The sequence below is a fragment of the Clostridium beijerinckii genome, assembly GCF_018223745.1.
Taxonomy (GTDB): domain Bacteria; phylum Bacillota; class Clostridia; order Clostridiales; family Clostridiaceae; genus Clostridium; species Clostridium beijerinckii.
This window is the reverse complement of record NZ_CP073653.1, coordinates 1,467,755-1,486,685: the sequence shown is the minus strand read 5'-3', so window position 1 is coordinate 1,486,685 and position 18,931 is coordinate 1,467,755. Positions and strand designations below refer to the sequence as shown.

The following is an 18,931-nucleotide window of genomic DNA, read 5'->3' as shown; positions in this document are numbered from 1 at the left end:
TTTAATGAATTATATTATTTAAAATTTATATATACTTATACTTTAGTTCTATTAAATTTTATTTTATTGAACCAGTCATTCCTGCAACAAAGTGTTTTTGCATAACAAAGAATACAAATGCAGTTGGTAAAGTCGTAATTACTATAGCCATCATTATTAATCCATAATCTGGGGAGTAACTTGACGCTAACTTTGAAATTATAAGTAAAACAGTTTTCTTTTCTGGTGATTGCAATGCAATCAATGGCCATAAATAAGCATTCCATGCACTCATAAATGTTATAATCGCTGCTGCTGCATAGGTTGTTCTCATAGTTGGGAAAAATATCTTAAAGAAAATTCCAGCTTCGCCCAAACCATCAATTCTTGCTGCTTCTAAAATTTCTTTAGGAAATGATTTAGCATTTTGTCTAAAGAAGAAAATTAAAAATGCAGTACAAACACTAGGCAAAACTACAGCCCATAATGTATTCACCCCAAGAAAGCCCAATGGTGAACTTTTTAAATTTGAGAAAAATTTGAATAATGGAATCATCAAAGCTGAAAATGGAACCATCATAGACAAAAGTAAAATGTTAAATAGTCTATCTCTAGCTTTTGTTCTAAATATTTCAAATCCATATCCTGCTATTGATGAAACAAGGAGTGCAAGAATTGTAGTTATAATCGCAATTTCTGCTGAATTAACTAATGAAGAAGCAAATCCCAATTCTGGCTTAAAAAGATTATTTAAATTTTCCATAAAGCTATGCCCAGGAATTAGTTTTCCTCTTGTTACATCAACAGATTTATTTGTTGCACTAATAACCATCCAAAAAAACGGAAATATAGAAACAAAAGATGCTATACTCAAAAATATATATTTAAATACTCTATTCATTTTACTTGTCATTCTTATCTCCTCCTATTTTGAATTGGATTATAGCTAACACTACCACTATAATAACAACAAGATAAGCTACCGCTGTTGCATATCCAAAGTCTGGTGTATATGTGAAACATAAGTCATATATATATTTAGAAATGGTAGTTGTTGCATTGGCAGGACCACCTTTTGTGATATTCATAGGTTCATCAAATAACTGTAATGTACCAATTGTTGAAGTAATTGTTGTAAATAATATTATAGGTTTTAATAGTGGCACTGTTATAGATATGAATTTTTTAAATGGAGATGCTCCATCAATTTCTGCTGCTTCATAAATCGAATGATCAATATTTTGTAAGCCTGACAAATAAAATATCATATTATAACCTGTCCATCTCCATGTTATGGCTATAATAATCAATATCTTAGCCCAAAATGGATCTGTAATCCATTCAATTGGTACTGAAATTAAATGTATATTGATAAGCAATTTATTTACTAAACCATCTGATGCAAATATGCTCTTTATAATAACTGAATATCCAACTAAAGATGCTACACAAGGTAAGAAAATTGCTGTTCTAAAAAAGCCACTAAATTTTAATTTTTTATCATTGAGAACTGAAGAAATAATAAGTGCTAAAATAATCATTATTGGAACTTGGACTATTAAAAATATAAATGTATTTCCAACTGCTTTAATCAAAGTTGCATCTGAAAACATTCTCACATAGTTACTAAAACCACTAAATTTTAAATTATTACCTTTACCTGATTGTAGTGACATTATCAAAGATTGTATCATTGGAAAAAACACAAATAGTCCTATTAAAAATGTACCTAATGCTACATAAATCCATCCCCAAAAGTTTTCTTTGCTGTTAATACCAGATCCAATTTTGCGTTTCATTTTTTCAACTCCTTTAGGATTTATAAAAGGCCATTTGCTAAACATATATTTAAACTTTTAACAAATAGCCTTTACAAATTCATATTTTTCAAATTACGGTTATTTTATCTGTGTTATTTGCTTACAGCTGCTTCTGCTTGAGCTTGAGTTTTCTGAAGAGTTTCGTCTATATCGGCTCCATTAACAATAGCCTGCATCCCTTCTGACATAACACTTTCCAATTGATATGTGTAAAGACCATAGTTTACAGATGGAACCTTTTCAGCCCAAGCTGATAAATCTTTAAATACTTGTTGATCTCCATAAAATTTTATTGGCTTACTATAATTTTCACTTGTACTTGCTGATTTTAATGTACTTACTAAACCAATTGCTGGAACTAAATCATTCATTAAAGCATCATCTGATGCAAAAGTATTTGCTAAAAAGTCAGCAGCTAAATCTGAATTTCCAACCTTATCTAGAACATACCAGCTACTACCACCAAGGTTAGATGCATTAACTGATTTTGGATTTGAAGCCATTCTTGGAATAGCTGCTACTGCCCATTTTCCACTCTGGTCTTCAGAAGCTTGTATTGAAGATGAAACCCAACATCCACTTGGCACAGTAGCAACGTCACCTTTTTGGAATGCTGCTATAAATGCATCCCATCCTGATACTTGCTTTGTAATTCCTGCATCAACCATTTGCTTGTATATATTAATTGCATCTTTTAAAGCTTGATTACCAGCAATATTTACTGTTTTTCCATCATCTTTAACATACCATGAACCAGCTGATTGCATCATAGCTCTTAGTTGATTTAAATCACTTGGATCTATAGTTATCATAGCTTTTCCAGTTTTAGCTTTAACAGCTTTACCAATTTCTATATATTTTTCCCAAGTAAGGTTTTGCATATCTTCTTTCTTATATCCAGCTTGTTCAATTAAATCTGTTCTATAAAATAACGCTGTTACGCCACTATCAAATGGTACCCCGTAAGTCTTATCACCTTGCTGCATAGATTTTAATTTATAATCCATAAATTTACTTTTATCTATTTTTCCACTTAAATCTTTAATCTCGCCTGGATAAGATTGCAAATAATTTTGAATTTTATAGTCTTCAATTAACACAACATTAGGAAGCCCATCATATGTTCCAGATGAAAGACCTGTATTTAATTTTTGCACTACATCATCTTGTGCCATACTTACTACGTTAATAGTTACATCCGGGTGATCCTTTAGATATTTTTCTTTAGCCATATTAGCTGCTTTTATATTGAATGTATCATCCCAAGCCCAGATAGTAATTGTTTTATCATCTTTTCCTTTGCTTGATGATGAAGCATTGCTACCACCTGATGATGAACCACATGCTATTAAACTAAAAGCCATCATGCCAGTTACAACTGCAGCCATAATCTTTTTAAGTTTCATAAATTATTCCCCCTTGAAATTAAAGTTTATACATAAATAATTTTCTAATTTATATTAGTTATGTATTTGTTTACATTATAGCATTCTCAATATAGTAAACGTTATTGCATTATTGGTATCAATTTGTAATAATTTTATAATATTAATATTGGGATTTGTACTTTTTTTGGTTATTAGCATTTTTTTATTAGTTTGATGTAAATATTAAACTCGTCTTTTTCAATAAAAGAATTTAATCTTCACGTTAGATTTAATGGTGATAAAAATCTAACATGCTTTTTGTATTTTTTCTTTATCTAATTCTTCAAAAGTTTAAATATATATGTTGCAATTCACAATGCACATTTCATAATTCACAATTACGGCTAAAATTCTTGCAATATTTTTAGAATTATGATGAAGAATTGTTTTTGCATATATATTCATTTAGAGCAAAAAAATAGTAACCCTTTTCCACAAAAGGCTACTGCTTATTTTCTATATTCTCTTACAACTCTCTCTAATTTTAAATTCAGTTGGTATTATTACTTTTTTATTATATTCCCTAATTCCATTCAAATTTTCAAGCAGCAAGTCAACAGCTGCTTTTCCTAAATACTCACTTGGTATTCTTATTGTAGTTAGAGCTGGTATCATATACTTTGCACTAGGCTGATCATTAAATCCAATTATGCTTATATCCTCTGGTATTGATAATCCTTCCTCTGAAATTGCTTTGTAAGCCCCGACTGCCATTGTATCATTTCCAATAAAAAAAGCTGTTATGTTATTTTTAGATTTTAATGCTTCCTTCATAAGATTATATCCAGCTTTAAAAGTGAATCTCTCCGTCTCATATATGTATTTATTATTATAGATATTCTTACTTTCCATAAATTCTTTATATTTCATATCCCTTTTATCCAAATATATATCTCTATAATCTATGCATTCTAATTTATTCCCACCAATGAAACCAATCTTTCTATGGCCTAAACTATACAAATAATCTAAGATTTCATAAGTTGCTTTTCCTAAATCCGCCATTACTGAATCAAATTTATTTTCATCAGGTGAAAAATCTACAAATACTATATTATCATTGGCACTTGCTAATTTATCTATGATACTTGAAGAGAACTTTCCAATAGCAATTATTCCACTAACATTCTTAACATCCTCAATACTGCTATCCTCACTTAGCTTCACCAAATTAAAATTATTTTCATTACATTTTTTTTCAGCAGCTAACCTTATTGATAAGTAATATGGATCTCCTAATTCTTCCTCATAGTTATACCAATAAATAATTCCTATATCCTTACTTTTCTTATTCTTAGCTTTTTTTGTTTTTGCTGAAACATAATCAAGTTCATCTGCTATTTTTAATATTTTTTCCCTTGTTGCATCACTTACATTTAATGTTTCATCAAAATTTAAAACTCTAGAAACTGTTGCTATAGAAACTTCTGCTATAGAAGCTATTTCCTTTATAGTGGCCAACTTAACTTCCTCCTTTAGCTCGCATAGTCCAAAAAAATTAAACACGAGATTTTGCTGAAAACAAATCTAAGTTAAGTGTATCTCACAAGCAAAATATAGTCAAACTGTTGTGATACTTTTCTTATATAGATGGCATTATGCGTCAATTCACCGAAAGTAGAGACATTGTTATTTCGCAGGACTATGAAAATTTCGCTGAAAGTGCTAAATTGCGGGTTGCACAAATAATGCTTGCTCCCAATTTCATTGTGACAAGCATTATTTGAACAACCTCCAATTAAGAACTTTTAACATCTCATTTTTAAATGCCTGCTGCATAAAAATGTTTCCACTTTCTAGTTAATGATATATCATAGTATAAATCCAACTAATAATTGTTTTGTCTTTTTATATATCACGACTAATATGGAGCTTACCAAAATTATAAATATTTTATTCCGAAAAGCTATGAGAACTTCAGAAATAATTAAGAGAAAGAGGGTTCCACTTAAACTTATTCCATTTTAAATTGAATAAGCAAAGCGTTAACCCTCTTCCTCCAAATAGCCTTGACATCTTACTTTGTTTCCTCCACACAAGTAATTTGACTTCTTTTGTGAATGTACTCGTATAATAAATCAAATATATATCTATGCCACGCTAGAAATGATAGGTTCTCTTATAGCCATAAATGGCCCTTACACCTGATGTTTCCTATAAATATTTATATATTTACATATGAAAATATTTTTATACATACATATATTTCTTTAAAAATATATACCTTTAATCCTATATAAGTATATACATATATTTATAAGCTTAATGTATTTTCATGATCCCATATAGATAACACAATCATAAACTATACTTAAACTATGAAATATCTTCCAACTAGAAATGAGTAATATACTTTTGTGGAATGTTTCATTGGTAATTTTGATGGATGTGATTCTTTGGCTATAAGTTGTTACAAATGTGCTAGTTCAAAGCTCGTTCTTTGAGGCTAGCACTTTGGGTGCAACTTTATAGCCTTAGAATCACCCATCAGAATTACCCAGAAACTGGAACAAAAGTATATTATTCATTTCGGTGAGCTATACGCATAAGTATAGATTATAGTTGGCTTATCCTATTGTATTAATTAGATTCGCCATTTCGATAGCTGAAACTGCACTTTCATATCCTTTATTACCAGCTTTAGTTCCCGCTCTTTCAATTGCTTGTTCTATAGTATTTGTTGTAAGAACACCAAAAATTACTGGCTTTCCACTTTCAAGAGAAACACTTGCAATTCCCTTGGATACTTCTGAGCAAACATAGTCATAATGTGATGTAGATCCTTTTATTACTGCTCCTAAACATATTACTCCATCGTATTTAGGGCTCTTAGCCATCTTTTTAGCAATTAGTGGGATTTCAAAGGCACCTGGTACCCATGCAATATCGATATCTTCTTCTTTCACACCATGTCTCTTTAATCCGTCTATTGCGCCTTCTAAAAGTTTTCCTCCAATAAATTCATTAAATCTTCCTACTACTATCCCAAATTTTAATCCTTCTGAAACTAAATTTCCTTCAAATATATTCATTATTTTTTCCTCCAATATTTTATATTATTTATTTTATTTTTTATCAACTTCAATTAGATCTACATGTAAACTAAATACTAATTGAACTTATAACCACAAATATTCCACCTAATTTATCTCAGCTAATATTACTTTAAATGCAGTAACATGTTATTAGAATTTGATCATCAAATATTTAGCAAATGATTCATTCTTTCTTTTTTAGTCTTTAAATAAAATTCATCATTTTCATTCAAAGGCATTTGTATTGAAACTCTTTCTGAAACTTTTATATCATTTTTTTCTAATCCTTCTATTTTATCTGGGTTATTAGTAATTAATCTAACATTCTTTATCCCTAAAATCTTAAGCATGTCAGCACTTGTTTTGTAATCTCTCATGTCTTCTCTAAATCCTAGAGCTAAATTTGCATCTACTGTATCCAATCCCTCATCTTGAAGTGCATATGCTTTCAATTTATTTAAAAGGCCAATTCCTCTTCCTTCCTGTCTCATATACAGAAGTATTCCTGAGTCCTCTTTTGCTATCATTCTCATCGAAGCTTCATATTGTTCTCCACAATCGCATTTTCTAGATCCTAGAGCATCTCCAGTTAAACATTCAGAATGAACTCTAACAAGTATTGGTTCATCATTATTTTTAATATCTCCTTTGACTAAAGCCAAATGACATTTTGAGGAATCTTTTTCTTTAAATGCGAGTACTTTAAAATTCCCATACTTAGTTGGAAGATTAGCTTCCGTTTCCATAACGACACTTAAATGTTCTTCTTTTCTGTATTTAACTAGATCAGCTATAGTAACTATCTTTAAGTTATGCTCCTTAGCAAACTTTATCAAATCATCACGCCTTGCCATTGTTCCATCGTCTTTTACTATTTCACATATAACTGCCGCACCTTTAAATCCTGCAAGCTTTGCCAAATCTACCGATGCCTCTGTATGTCCAATCCTCTCAAATACTCCGCCATTCTTAGCTATCAAAGGAAATACATGGCCTGGTCGTCTAAAGTCATCGCCTTCACTTGCAGTTACAAGTTTGTTTATTGTATAAGCTCTTTCAAATGCTGATATGCCTGTTGTCGTATCCTTATGATCTATGGATACTGTAAAAGCAGTTTCATGGTTGTCCGTATTTTTTTCAACCATTGGATTTAATCCAAGTTTCACTGCAATTTCTTCTTCCACTGGCGTACAAACAAGTCCCCTCGCGTACTTAATCATAAAATTAATATTTTCTCCATTAGCCAGTTCTGCTGGAATTACTAAATCTCCTTCATTTTCTCTTCCCTCGTCATCTACAATTATTATCATTTTCCCTTCTTTAATATCCTTTAATGCCTCTTCTATACTATTAAACATAATGCTCAGCTCCTTAAATTTGTATTTTATATATACTTAAAATTCATTCTGATGATTTATATGATTAAAACCCATTTTTTCTTAGGAATTCCATTGTAATATTGCTATTTTCATTTTCTTCTTTTTCTTTTCCACCAAATAACTTTTCCACATATTTCCCAATTAAATCGCACTCCAAATTAACCTTTGAATTAACTTTTTTATATGAAAGTATAGTATTATCTATAGTATGAGGTATAACAGAAACCTTAAATACTTCATCATCAACATAAGCAACAGTTAAGCTTATTCCATCTATTCCAATTGATCCTTTATATATAATGTATCTTAGTACCTCCTCAGGTGCAGATATAGTAAACCAAGTTCCATTACTTTCTTCTTTTATGGAAACTATTTTTCCAACACCATCTATATGTCCACTTACAATATGACCACCAAGCCTATCGCTTAATCTCAATGCCCTTTCAAGGTTTACTTTATCTCCAGCCTTTAAATTTCCTAAGTTACTTTTCTCTAAAGTTTCGCCCATCACTTCTGCTTTAAAAGAATCTGAATATTTTTCTTTTACTGTTAAGCAAACTCCATTGGTGGCTATACTATCTCCGACTCTAGTTTCCTTTAAAACTTCACTACACTTGATTTCCATAACTCCAAAGCCATTACCTGTGCTAAATTTCTCTAACACGCCAACTTCTTCAATAATTCCAGTAAACATCTTCTCCTCCTTATATCTTTCATCTCTTATTTAGCAACATAACCTTCTAGTACTAAGTCCTCTCCAATCGTTCTATAATTAATGTCCTCTAATCTAACTGCATCATCTAATTTAAAGAAGCCTTTTCCTGCTATACTATTTCTGCTGCTTTGTCCACCTATTATCTTAGGTGCTATATAAAATCTTACTTTATCTACAATTCTCTCTTCTAATGCAGAAAAATTTAAAGTTCCTCCACCTTCTATAAGTATTGAATCTATTCCTTCTTCTCCAACCCTCTTAACCAGCTCTTTCAGATTAACTCTATTATCTTTATCTGCCACTTCTATAACTTTAATGCCCATAGATCTTAATTTCTTTTTCTTTTCTTTATCTGATTTTAAAGTAGTTACTACTATTGCAGCTTTATCACTATTTGTGAGAACTTTAGACTCTAGTGGGATTCTAAGATTACTATCTACAATAATCCTGATTAACTTCTTTCCATCGTTGATTCTGCATGTGAGTTCAGGATTATCTTCAATTACCGTGTTTACACCTACCATAATCGAATGAAACCTATTTCTTAAGTGTTGTGAATCTTCTCTAGATTCTTTAGATGTAATCCATTTTGATTCTCCACTATAAGTTGCTATCTTCCCATCAATAGACATTCCACTTTTCAAAATGACAAATGGAATCTTTGATGTTATATACTTTATAAAAATCTCATTCAATTCTTTACATTCGTTTTCTTTAATACCTACTACAACTTCAATCCCATGCTGTTTTAACTTTTCCACACTTTTTCCAGAAACTAGCTCATTGGGATCTAACATACCTATTACTACTCTTTTAAACTTTTTTTCAATTATTAAATCTACGCATGGGGGTGTCTTTCCATAATGAGCACAAGGTTCTAGTGTGACGTAAATTGTACTTTCCTCCACAGATTTTGTTGCATTTTTCACTGCATTTCTTTCTGCATGAGCTTCTCCATAGCACTCATGATAACCTTCTCCTATTATCTCATTGTCTTTAACTATAACGGCTCCAACTAGTGGGTTAGGATTTACTTTACCTATTCCTCTTTTAGCTAATTCTAAAGCTATCTCCATGTACTTCTCATCCAAAACTAATCATCTCCAATTTTTCATACTATTTCCTATAATATAATCTTATAAATACTTAGTTGAATTATAATTTAATGAATAATAAAGAAACTCCGGGATTCAAATCCTCGGAGTTTTAAAAAATTGTAATGATTATTTATATATACAAGTAAAATTTTAAAATTTATCCTATATATTACAGCATATATTTTAAGCCAGTTCTATCAATCTTATACAATTTCAAACTTAAAAATATATTGTAATAAAAAAACCCTGAATTCTAATAAATTCAGGGTACTTAAATACGAACAAATAACATTTAAAACTTTAATTTTAAATATAATTTATAACATTACTCTCTTCTTTCATCCAGACTTTACTGTCGGCTTCGGAATCTAACCGAATCTGCTTTTTAAAGCTCGCGGGCTGTACCGCCGATAGGGAATTTCACCCAACCCCGAAGATTTCTTTATTTAATTTACAATAACTATGATATCATGAAGTTTTATCTTTGTAAAGTGATTAGCTAAAATTTATGATATCGAATTCTTTCTTCTTTTCTTTAATCCATTGAAGCATCTTAGGATCATTCCAAATGTCTAAACCTAAGCTAGCATATTTCATAGCTTCTTCCTCGCTTCCAAATCTAATTAAATTAGGCAAGGTACTTGAAACTCTTTTTTGTTTTAATATGTATGGTATAACATGCGGGTTTCTCTTATATGCTCTTCTTAAAGCACTTTCTGCCGCTTTAATTTCATTAATCTTATATAATAACGCTACTCTACTATAATGTATAGCTGCCAAATTATCTTTTTCATATTTTTCTAGCAGGCTTTTTAGTTGTTCATATCTCTCCTCAATTAAAAGCCAATTAACTACTAAACTTCTAACCACTAATTCATCTTTCTCATCATACTCTAGGATTTCTAAAGCATTCTCTATTGCAGCTTCTTTTTCACCAATTTCCCATAAATGAATCGCTAAACTATACTTAGCTCCGAAAAGTTGCCTCGCTATCTTTAATCTAAGAAGCTCTGCCGGTGCATTTTTCAAATCATCTATTCTTAATAAATTCTTCGCTGCGTTAACTGCTTTTTCTAGAAGTTCTGTCCTCTGATTATTATTTAAACTAGAATCTTTTGATAATATTATATATGCATCCGCACAATCTTCATATACTTCTAATGCTTCTTTTGCATATTTTGCTTTATTTTTATAATTCTTTTGTCTCCATGCATACTCAATAGTTCTTTGAGCCATTATATAATCTTTATGGACAGCAAATTTAAAAGGAACTTTTGTTTCATCCTTAACAGCTTTATCCTCTTCTATTTTATCATTCATAGTTAATGCAACTTCTTCTTTAGCTTTTAGCATAGTACCTTCTGAAGCTTCTGCATCCTTATTTTCGCCTATTATCCATTTATTATTATCTTTTGATATATCTAATAAGCTTTTTACTTCCTTTGATTTACTAGAGCCTGTACTACTACTAACACCAAACTCCTTATATAAGTCAGCAACTTTAATATATGGCTTTTCTTTTGAATCAAATAAGTTATTTGCAGTTCCTATAGCATGCACTATTCCTGCTCCCCATGAAAAGCTCTTCCCCTTTTTAAATTGTTCTTCATAATTCAAAAATAAAGTTTCTGTTGCTAGAACACAAATATTCTTATAATCTTCATTGAGATATTCATCTGAAAAACTCTTTATTTTTTCAATTATTTCTTCATACTTGCTAGCTATTCCGTTAGATAATTCTTGCATTTCTTCTTATAGCTCCTTTATAAAAATCTTTAACAAATTTGACTTTATCCTACAACAATTATAATTTGCAAGTATAGTCACCAAATTTATAATTTTCATTTTAGATTTACAATATTCTCTATAAAAATATTATAAGTTCATTACTTTTTTCGTCCATATTACATTATAACATATTAAATATATTTGTATCTACTTTTAAATTTTTATAAACATTTTTGTTGTTTTAATCTATTATCTAGGGTATTACCAATCTTAATATATATTTTTCTGAAAATTTTAGTTCATTAAGGCATACGAAATAAATGAAGTGTTATTTTTTGATTATGCCTAAAGCTCATATTAAACTATCAATCAGGTAATGCAAACAAATAATTTTATAAAAAATGAATTTATTAACACATTTCTATAATTTCCCTCATAAACATATTTAATGATAACAATTTTAAATAAGGAAACTATATGCTAACAAATAGTTTATATAATTTATCCTTTTTACTATCAATGCCTTATAATAATATCAATTTAATTTCTAAACATAAGTATAATTTAGATGATACCATATTAAAAGAAATTTACCTAAAAAAATTATTCAACTTTGAATGGGCAAAAAAATTAAACTCTTCATTTAAAGACTATAAATTTGATTATGCATATAATATACTAGAACAAATTCCAAGTTTTATTAAGGTTAAACTGATTCTGAAGACTTCTTTTATTGTTAAAACTTATCCTCAAAATATAAATTCAGTTTCAATAAATGAATATATACTCATTTTAGAGTATTTGCAAGACAAATGCAAAATACAATTTATAGCAGAGAATGAAGAAAATCCACTTTTATATGAACATATCCTAAATACTGATTTATCAAGCCTAGTAAATAGCCGTAATTTCAATAAAAACAGCAACATAAATGTATATAAGGATAAACTTTCATCAATTGATTCATTATTTGAAATGTTCATAGCTTCTAGCTGGCTTTCTACTAATAACCATGATGAAAAAAGAGCTTCCAAATTTAATGTCACAGATGCCTGCGATTATGCTGAAAGATTTTCATTAAATTATAATCCTGAATACAAATCATTTTCTGGCATCGGAGGGGATTGTACTAATTTTATGTCTCAAATAATTCATGCTGGGGGTTTCAGTCAAAATGCAACTTGGAAACCATATACTCATGCCTGGATTCGAGTTGAAGAACTATATCAATACTTAATAACGCCGAAATTAGAAGCCACTAAGCTTCCAAACGATAAATCATTAGATAGAGGCTGCTTAATTCAATTTTACACTCCGTCTATAGGACGATATTTTCATAATGGCTTTATTACTTATAGGCTTCAAAATGGTGACTGTCTTTATTGCTGTCATAGTTATGACAAATTGAATTATCCTCTTAGTCAAATTTATCCCAACAGATATCCAACACTCAGAGCCTTAAAATTCGATTGATATACAATATCTATCTCAAACTCCAGATCATATATAGATAACCCAACACTATAATCTATACTTATTCGTATAACTCACCGAAATGAATAATATACTTTTGTTCCAGTTTCTGGTTGGAAGATACTTCATAGTTTAAGTATAGTTTATGATTATTATATCTATAAATCTAAGTCAGATACATGTTTACCTGAATACTACAAAACATAACTCTGAAAGCACATAAAAAGAGGTTGCATTAAGGACCAGCTTGCTTCAACTTTAATCTTGCAAGCTAATCCTTAGCAACCTTACTTATAATTAAATCAATTTTTAATAAGTTAACTAAGTTCGTGAACTCAAATTATAAATTTGAACTTTCATTTATAACAGTTAGCTTTCAAATACATATTCATAAATATGTATCTCATTTCTTTGATTTATATATATGCTTAATTTTAACGTTTATATTGTTATACAGTTATCTCACTCTTGATTTTTAATGCATCTTCATTATTCTTAATAATAGGATCTACATATTCATCTATAAACTCAACAACTTGACTTGGTGCTCTTCCAACAAACTTATTTGGATCTATAATTGCTAGAATTTCTTCCTTAGATAGGCCAAATGAATCATCATTTATTATTCTATCTATTAGGTCATTATCTAACCCTTCTCCTTTTACTCTTTGAGCAGCAGCCATAGAGTGCACTCTAATTTGTTCATGTAATTCTTGTCTATCCTTACCTCTTTTCACAGCTTCCATCATTATATTTTCAGTAGCCATAAATGGTAATTCTCTTTGCACGTGAGATGCTATAACTTTATCATATACTACCATGTTTTCAGCAATATTTATGTATAAATTTAACACTCCATCCAATGCTAAAAATCCTTCAGCTACAGATAGTCTCTTGTTAGCTGAATCATCTAGTGTTCTTTCAAACCACTGAGTTCCTGCTGTAATTGCTGGATTTAATGCATCTACTATTACATATCTAGCTAATGCACTTATTCTTTCACTTCTCATAGGATTTCTCTTATATGCCATAGCTGATGATCCTATTTGATTTTTTTCAAATGGCTCTTCCATTTCCTTCATATTTTGAAGCAATCTTAAATCATTACTAAATTTGTAAGCACTTTGAGCAATTTCCGATAATGTATTTAATACAATAGAATCAAGTTTTCTTGGGTATGTTTGGCCTGTTACTCCATAACTTTTTTCAAATCCCATTTTTTCTGCAACAATTTTATCTAAAGACTTAACTTTATTTTCATCTCCATCAAAAAGTTCCATAAAACTAGCTTGAGTACCTGTAGTACCCTTAACACCTCTAAGCTTTAATGTTGATAATAAAAAGTCTATATTTTCAACATCCATTACTAAATCTTGCATCCATAATGTAGCTCTTTTTCCTACTGTAGTTAATTGAGCTGGTTGAAAATGTGTAAAACCTAATGTTGGCATGTCTTTATATTCTAGTGCAAAATTTTTCAAATGATTTAGAACTGTAACTATTTTATTTTTAATTAGATTTAAAGCATCTCTCATTATTATAATATCTGTATTATCTCCAACATAACAAGATGTAGCTCCTAAATGGATAATTCCCTTTGCGCTTGGACATTGAAGACCATATGCATATACATGACTCATAACATCATGTCTAACTTCTTTTTCTTTTTTAGCAGCCTCATCATAATTTATATCATTGATATGTTCTTTTAACTCTTTGATTTGTTCCTCAGTTATATTTAATCCGAGTTCTCTTTCTCCTTCTGCTAAAGCTACCCATAATTTTCTCCAAGTTGTAAACTTCATATCATCAGAAAAAATAAAGCTCATTTCCTTTGATGCGTATCTTGAATTTAAAGGTGTGCTATATAAATTTCTCATCTAAAAACCTCCACACGAATATATTTTATGCTTTTTCTTTTAACATTCGTATTATATCATATTTTTTTCATTTTTGCCTATTTAATTTTAGAATTATTTGTTCTCTTTTGTATTTAAATTTATTTTACATTTTTGTTATTATTGTCTCTAAGAATCATATATATATACTAAGGATCATATTAAAGATTGGAGTGAAGAAATATGTGTAAGATAGGTATCTTAGATAAACTTTCCTTTTTATTAGTTCTTATAGGTTCATTAAATTGGGGAACAATAGGTTTGTTCAACCTAAATATAGCAAAATTAATTTCTATGAATATTCCAATAATAGAGAGGTTTATCTATATTGCAGTATTTTTAGGTGCCTTAGATTTGGTTTCATTGCTATTTAGATGCAATTTAATAATGGATGAGAATTAGACTTTAATTAAAGATCTGCATGAGTAATCGATATCAAGAATTATACTTATATAAATTATTTAATATTTATACTACTAATGCACCAAAAAAGGTTCCATATTAATAATATGGAACCTTTTTTGGTATATTAGTCTTCTAAAGTTTGAACTAATTTAACGATTTCTTCTACTGCTAAAGCTTCGTCATCTCCTGAAGCAACAACCTTGATAGTAGCATCTTTAGTTACTGCTAAAGATAATACTCCGATTAAGCTTTTTACATTTGCTTTCTTGCCGTTATATTCTATACTAACGTCTGATTTAAATGAAGAAGCCTTCTTAACTAATAATGTTGCTGGTCTAGCATGAAGACCAGATGAATTTTTTACTGTAACCTCTTTTGCTATCATTATATACACCTCTTTACAAAAAATTAATAAATATAGCATTTAACTATTATAGTATAATCGTTTTTATTGATAATTTCAACTTAAAAATGATTGCTCATATGATAATTTAGAAATAATTTTAATTATCTAGGTTGTACTATTAATTTTATGGCCGTTCTTTCTTCTCCATCTATTTGTATATCTGTGAAAGCCGGTACACATACTATATCTTTTCCACTTGGTGCAACAAATCCCCTTGCTATTGCAATAGCCTTAACTGCTTGGTTTATAGCACCTGCACCAACAGCTTGAATTTCTGCAATATTTTTTTCCTTTATTATAGCTGCTAGTGCACCTGCTACAGAATTAGGATTTGATTTTGTTGATACTTTTAATACTTCCATTTTTGTTATTCCTCCTAGAATTTAATACACAAATCGTTTACATTAAATATATTCTATATAATTCCTAAAATTCCTTTTAGAATTACTAAATTAAAAAATATTTTTATTTCTAGGTATTTTGTTTTTATATACTCAATTATAGTTTAAATGAATTAATTACATCTAATCTATAATAAAACGAAGTATATTTCATCACTTAACAAAATATACTTCACTTTTTTTACTTAGCAAAATCTACTGCTCTAGTTTCTCTTATGACATTAATTTTAATTTGTCCTGGATATTCAAGTTCTTCCTCGACACTCTTAACTAAATTACGTGCCAATTCAATTGTTCCAGCATCATCTACTTTATCTGGTTTAACCATAATTCTAATCTCTCTACCAGCTTGAATGGCATATGACTTTTCTACACCTTCATGTGAATTTGCAATTTCCTCTAACTTTTCCAATCTCTTAATGTATGCTTCCAATGTCTCTCTTCTAGCGCCTGGTCTAGCCGCTGATATTGCATCTGCCGCTTGAACTAGTACTGCTTCTAAAGATTGCATTTCTACATCTGAATGATGTGCTGCTATTGCATTTATTACTAATGGCGATTCGTGATACTTTTTAGCTAGATCTCCACCAATTAGAGCATGAGGCCCTTCTTGCTCTTGATCCACAGCTTTACCAATATCGTGTAGCAATCCTGCTCTTTTAGCTAAAGTAACATCTAAACCTAGCTCTGAAGCCATTAAGCCAGCTAAGTATGAAACTTCTATGGAATGCTTTAACACATTTTGCCCATAACTTGTTCTATACTTTAATCTACCAAGAAGTCTTATAATTTCAGGATGTAGTCCATGTACACTAGTTTCAAGAGCTGCTTGCTCTCCTTCTTCTTTTATACTACTTTCCACGTCCTTAGTTGCTCTTTCAACCATCTCTTCGATTCTCGCTGGATGTATTCTGCCATCCACTATTAACTTTTCTAGTGCCATTCTCGCAACTTCTCTCCTAATTGGATCAAAGCTAGAAAGAATGACTGCTTCTGGAGTATCATCTATAATTAAATCAACTCCTGTTAATGTTTCCAAGGTTCTAATGTTTCTTCCTTCTCTACCTATTATTCTACCTTTCATCTCATCATTCGGTAGTGCAACAACGTGTACAGTTGATTCAGACACATGATCGGCAGCACATCTTTGGATCGCAGTTGTAATTACTTCCCTTGCTCTCTTGTCTGCCTCTTCTTTTGCCTTACTTTCAATATCTTTTATCATTAAAGCTGCATCGTGTGTAATTTCTTTCCTTATTTCATCTAGAAGAATCTCACGTGCTTCTTCACTAGATAGAGCCGATATTCTTTCAAGTTCTGCTCTTCTTTCTTCATAAAGCTTCTGTACTCTTGCTTCTACTTGATCTACCTCAAGCATTCTTTGATTGATTGTTTCGTCTTTCTTTTCAAGAAGTTCACTCTTTTTATCAAGTGCTTCTTCTCTTTGAATTACTCTTCTTTCAAGCCTTTGAATCTCATTTCTTCTCTCACGAGATTCCTTATCAAAATCATTTCTTAATTTATGAAGTTCTTCTTTTGCCTCAAGGATTGCTTCTTTTTTAGTTGCTTCTGCATCCTTTTTAGCTCTTACTAGAATTTCTTCTGCTTCTTTTTCAAGCGATTCAATCTTTGCTTTTGATATGTTTTGAATCGTTTTATAAACCACTATTCCTAATATTAATAAAACTATTACATCTATTAATATCATTACTGCTGTTACCACATAAACACCTCCTAATTTATCATTTTCTCATTATATTATTAACAAGAAAGTATAGTAGGTGTCATATTCTTCTCACTGCATTTGGAATATGATAAACCAGTATTCCTTTTTATTCTATATTAAAAACAAAATTATGTCAAGTTTGCGCATATAACTGTTACATACTGCATTATGCTGTTAAATACTTAATATAGCTGCATATATATGAGTTATCATAATATATGCAGCTATACATTTATTAATAAATATTATGAAGTAAATTCACATTTAAACTTTCCATTTATTACATCTTCTTTATTCTTTTGTATCTACAGCAACATCATCTTTATCGCTTATATTTTCTTTAGCTCCCTCTGGTGCAGCTGCCTTAAATAGTTCTGCAGGTGGAAGATTATACTTTTCTCTAATTTGATTTTCTATATCTAATGCCACTTCAGGATTTTCTTTTAGATATAATTTAGCATTTTCTCTTCCTTGACCTAATCTTATATCTCCATAAGAAAACCAAGCGCCACTCTTTTGAACAATCTCTTCTTTTACTCCAACATCTACTATATTACCACATCTTGATATACCCTCATTATACATAATATCAAATTCTGCTTGTTTAAATGGTGGTGCAACTTTATTTTTCATGACCTTTATTCTTGTTCTGTTACCTATTATTGAATCCCCTTGTTTTATAGAATCTATTCTTCTAATATCAAGTCTTACTGATGCATAGAATTTTAATGCTCTTCCTCCAGTTGTTGTTTCTGGCGAACCAAACATAACCCCAACTTTTTCTCTTAATTGGTTAATAAATATAGCAACACAATTAGTCTTATTTATTGTTCCTGCAAGCTTTCTTAACGCCTGTGACATAAGTCTTGCTTGAAGACCAATATGTGAATCTCCCATTTCTCCTTCAATTTCAGCTTTAGGTACTAAAGCCGCAACTGAGTCTACTACCAAAACATCAATAGCTCCAGAACGGACTAATGCCTCAGCTATTTCAAGTCCTTGTTCCCCTGTATCAGGTTGAGAAATTATTAAGCTATCTACATCAACTCCAAGTTTTTGGGCATAACTAGGATCTAATGCATGTTCTGCATCTATGTATCCTACTGCTCCACCTTTCTTTTGTGATTCTGCCGCTATATGAAGCGCAATTGTAGTTTTTCCTGAACTTTCTGGTCCATAAATTTCAATAATTCTACCTTTAGGTACTCCTCCAATTCCAAGAGCTATATCTAAATCTAAACATCCTGTTGATATAGCATCCATGTTAGAAATATTGTGATCACCCAATTTCATTACTGATCCTTTACCAAATTGTTTTTCTATATGACTCATAGCACTTTCAATTGCTTTTAACTTTTCTGCATTTATAATTCCCATAATACTAATTAACTCCCTTCCATCGAACTTATGTTCTATATTTATTATAAATTAATTACAAACCA

Annotated in this window: 16 protein-coding genes and 1 riboswitch; of the genes, 2 read left to right on the top strand and 14 right to left on the bottom strand. The window is 30.2% G+C overall.

All coding sequences use genetic code 11. The features are described 5' to 3' along the window. Positions 1–58: 58 nt before the first annotated feature. The 9 genes from KEC93_RS06820 to KEC93_RS06780 all read right to left on the bottom strand — a co-directional run bounded on the left by KEC93_RS06820 (position 59) and on the right by KEC93_RS06780 (position 11,198). Complete coding sequence (locus KEC93_RS06820) at positions 59–892, bottom strand: carbohydrate ABC transporter permease (RefSeq protein ID WP_023973300.1); 834 nt, start codon at positions 890–892, stop codon at positions 59–61. Then, positions 882–1,778 carry a carbohydrate ABC transporter permease gene (locus KEC93_RS06815; protein WP_039772232.1) on the bottom strand — a complete coding sequence of 299 codons (897 nt, stop codon included), beginning with the start codon at positions 1,776–1,778 and terminating at the stop codon, positions 882–884. Before KEC93_RS06815 ends, KEC93_RS06820 begins: the two co-directional genes overlap by 11 nt. A 113-nt stretch (positions 1,779–1,891) precedes the next feature. Continuing rightward, positions 1,892–3,205 (bottom strand): ABC transporter substrate-binding protein, encoded by a 1,314-nt coding sequence (locus KEC93_RS06810; protein WP_023973302.1) that lies wholly within the window; start codon positions 3,203–3,205, stop codon positions 1,892–1,894. Positions 3,206–3,682: 477 nt separating this feature from the next. Then, positions 3,683–4,687, bottom strand: coding sequence for a LacI family DNA-binding transcriptional regulator (locus KEC93_RS06805; protein WP_039772234.1), 1,005 nt, complete (start codon positions 4,685–4,687; stop codon positions 3,683–3,685). Positions 4,688–5,793: 1,106 nt separating this feature from the next. Continuing rightward, positions 5,794–6,258 carry a 6,7-dimethyl-8-ribityllumazine synthase gene (gene ribH, locus KEC93_RS06800; RefSeq protein WP_077868692.1) on the bottom strand — a complete coding sequence of 155 codons (465 nt, stop codon included), beginning with the start codon at positions 6,256–6,258 and terminating at the stop codon, positions 5,794–5,796. 167 nt (positions 6,259–6,425) lie between these two features. Then, entirely contained in the window at positions 6,426–7,619 is a 1,194-nt protein-coding gene (locus tag KEC93_RS06795) for a bifunctional 3,4-dihydroxy-2-butanone-4-phosphate synthase/GTP cyclohydrolase II (RefSeq protein WP_077868693.1), read from the bottom strand. Positions 7,620–7,683: 64 nt separating this feature from the next. Further along, positions 7,684–8,334 carry a riboflavin synthase gene (locus tag KEC93_RS06790; protein WP_011968561.1) on the bottom strand — a complete coding sequence of 217 codons (651 nt, stop codon included), beginning with the start codon at positions 8,332–8,334 and terminating at the stop codon, positions 7,684–7,686. Positions 8,335–8,360: 26 nt separating this feature from the next. After that, positions 8,361–9,446, bottom strand: a complete 1,086-nt coding sequence (ribD, locus tag KEC93_RS06785; protein WP_077868694.1) for a bifunctional diaminohydroxyphosphoribosylaminopyrimidine deaminase/5-amino-6-(5-phosphoribosylamino)uracil reductase RibD — start codon at positions 9,444–9,446, stop codon at positions 8,361–8,363. Positions 9,447–9,778: 332 nt separating this feature from the next. Beyond that, positions 9,779–9,894: riboswitch (FMN riboswitch) on the bottom strand. A 53-nt stretch (positions 9,895–9,947) separates the two neighbouring features. After that, positions 9,948–11,198 carry a DUF6398 domain-containing protein gene (locus KEC93_RS06780; RefSeq protein ID WP_011968559.1) on the bottom strand — a complete coding sequence of 417 codons (1,251 nt, stop codon included), beginning with the start codon at positions 11,196–11,198 and terminating at the stop codon, positions 9,948–9,950. Positions 11,199–11,657: 459 nt separating this feature from the next. On the opposite strand from KEC93_RS06780, the gene KEC93_RS06775 reads away from it, so the two are divergent. After that, positions 11,658–12,653 (top strand): amidase domain-containing protein, encoded by a 996-nt coding sequence (locus KEC93_RS06775; protein ID WP_011968558.1) that lies wholly within the window; start codon positions 11,658–11,660, stop codon positions 12,651–12,653. 449 nt (positions 12,654–13,102) lie between these two features. On the opposite strand, the gene purB is transcribed toward KEC93_RS06775, so the two are convergent. Next, entirely contained in the window at positions 13,103–14,533 is a 1,431-nt protein-coding gene (gene purB, locus KEC93_RS06770) for an adenylosuccinate lyase (RefSeq protein WP_039772241.1), read from the bottom strand. A 201-nt stretch (positions 14,534–14,734) separates the two neighbouring features. On the opposite strand from purB, the gene KEC93_RS06765 reads away from it, so the two are divergent. Next, the gene (locus tag KEC93_RS06765) at positions 14,735–14,953 is read left to right on the top strand and encodes a DUF378 domain-containing protein (RefSeq protein WP_011968556.1); all 219 of its coding nucleotides are present in this window, start codon (positions 14,735–14,737) and stop codon (positions 14,951–14,953) included. Positions 14,954–15,080: 127 nt separating this feature from the next. On the opposite strand, the gene KEC93_RS06760 is transcribed toward KEC93_RS06765, so the two are convergent. From KEC93_RS06760 to recA, 4 genes are all read right to left on the bottom strand, one after another. Then, a complete protein-coding gene (locus tag KEC93_RS06760) occupies positions 15,081–15,341 on the bottom strand; it encodes an HPr family phosphocarrier protein (RefSeq protein ID WP_011968555.1) in 261 nt (86 codons plus the stop codon). A 122-nt stretch (positions 15,342–15,463) separates the two neighbouring features. Beyond that, positions 15,464–15,724 (bottom strand): stage V sporulation protein S, encoded by a 261-nt coding sequence (locus tag KEC93_RS06755; RefSeq protein ID WP_009169189.1) that lies wholly within the window; start codon positions 15,722–15,724, stop codon positions 15,464–15,466. Between the two features lie 220 nt (positions 15,725–15,944). Further along, the gene (gene rny, locus KEC93_RS06750) at positions 15,945–17,486 is read right to left on the bottom strand and encodes a ribonuclease Y (RefSeq protein ID WP_011968554.1); all 1,542 of its coding nucleotides are present in this window, start codon (positions 17,484–17,486) and stop codon (positions 15,945–15,947) included. Between the two features lie 294 nt (positions 17,487–17,780). Continuing rightward, positions 17,781–18,866, bottom strand: coding sequence for a recombinase RecA (recA, locus tag KEC93_RS06745; protein ID WP_023973309.1), 1,086 nt, complete (start codon positions 18,864–18,866; stop codon positions 17,781–17,783). Positions 18,867–18,931 lie beyond the last annotated feature (65 nt).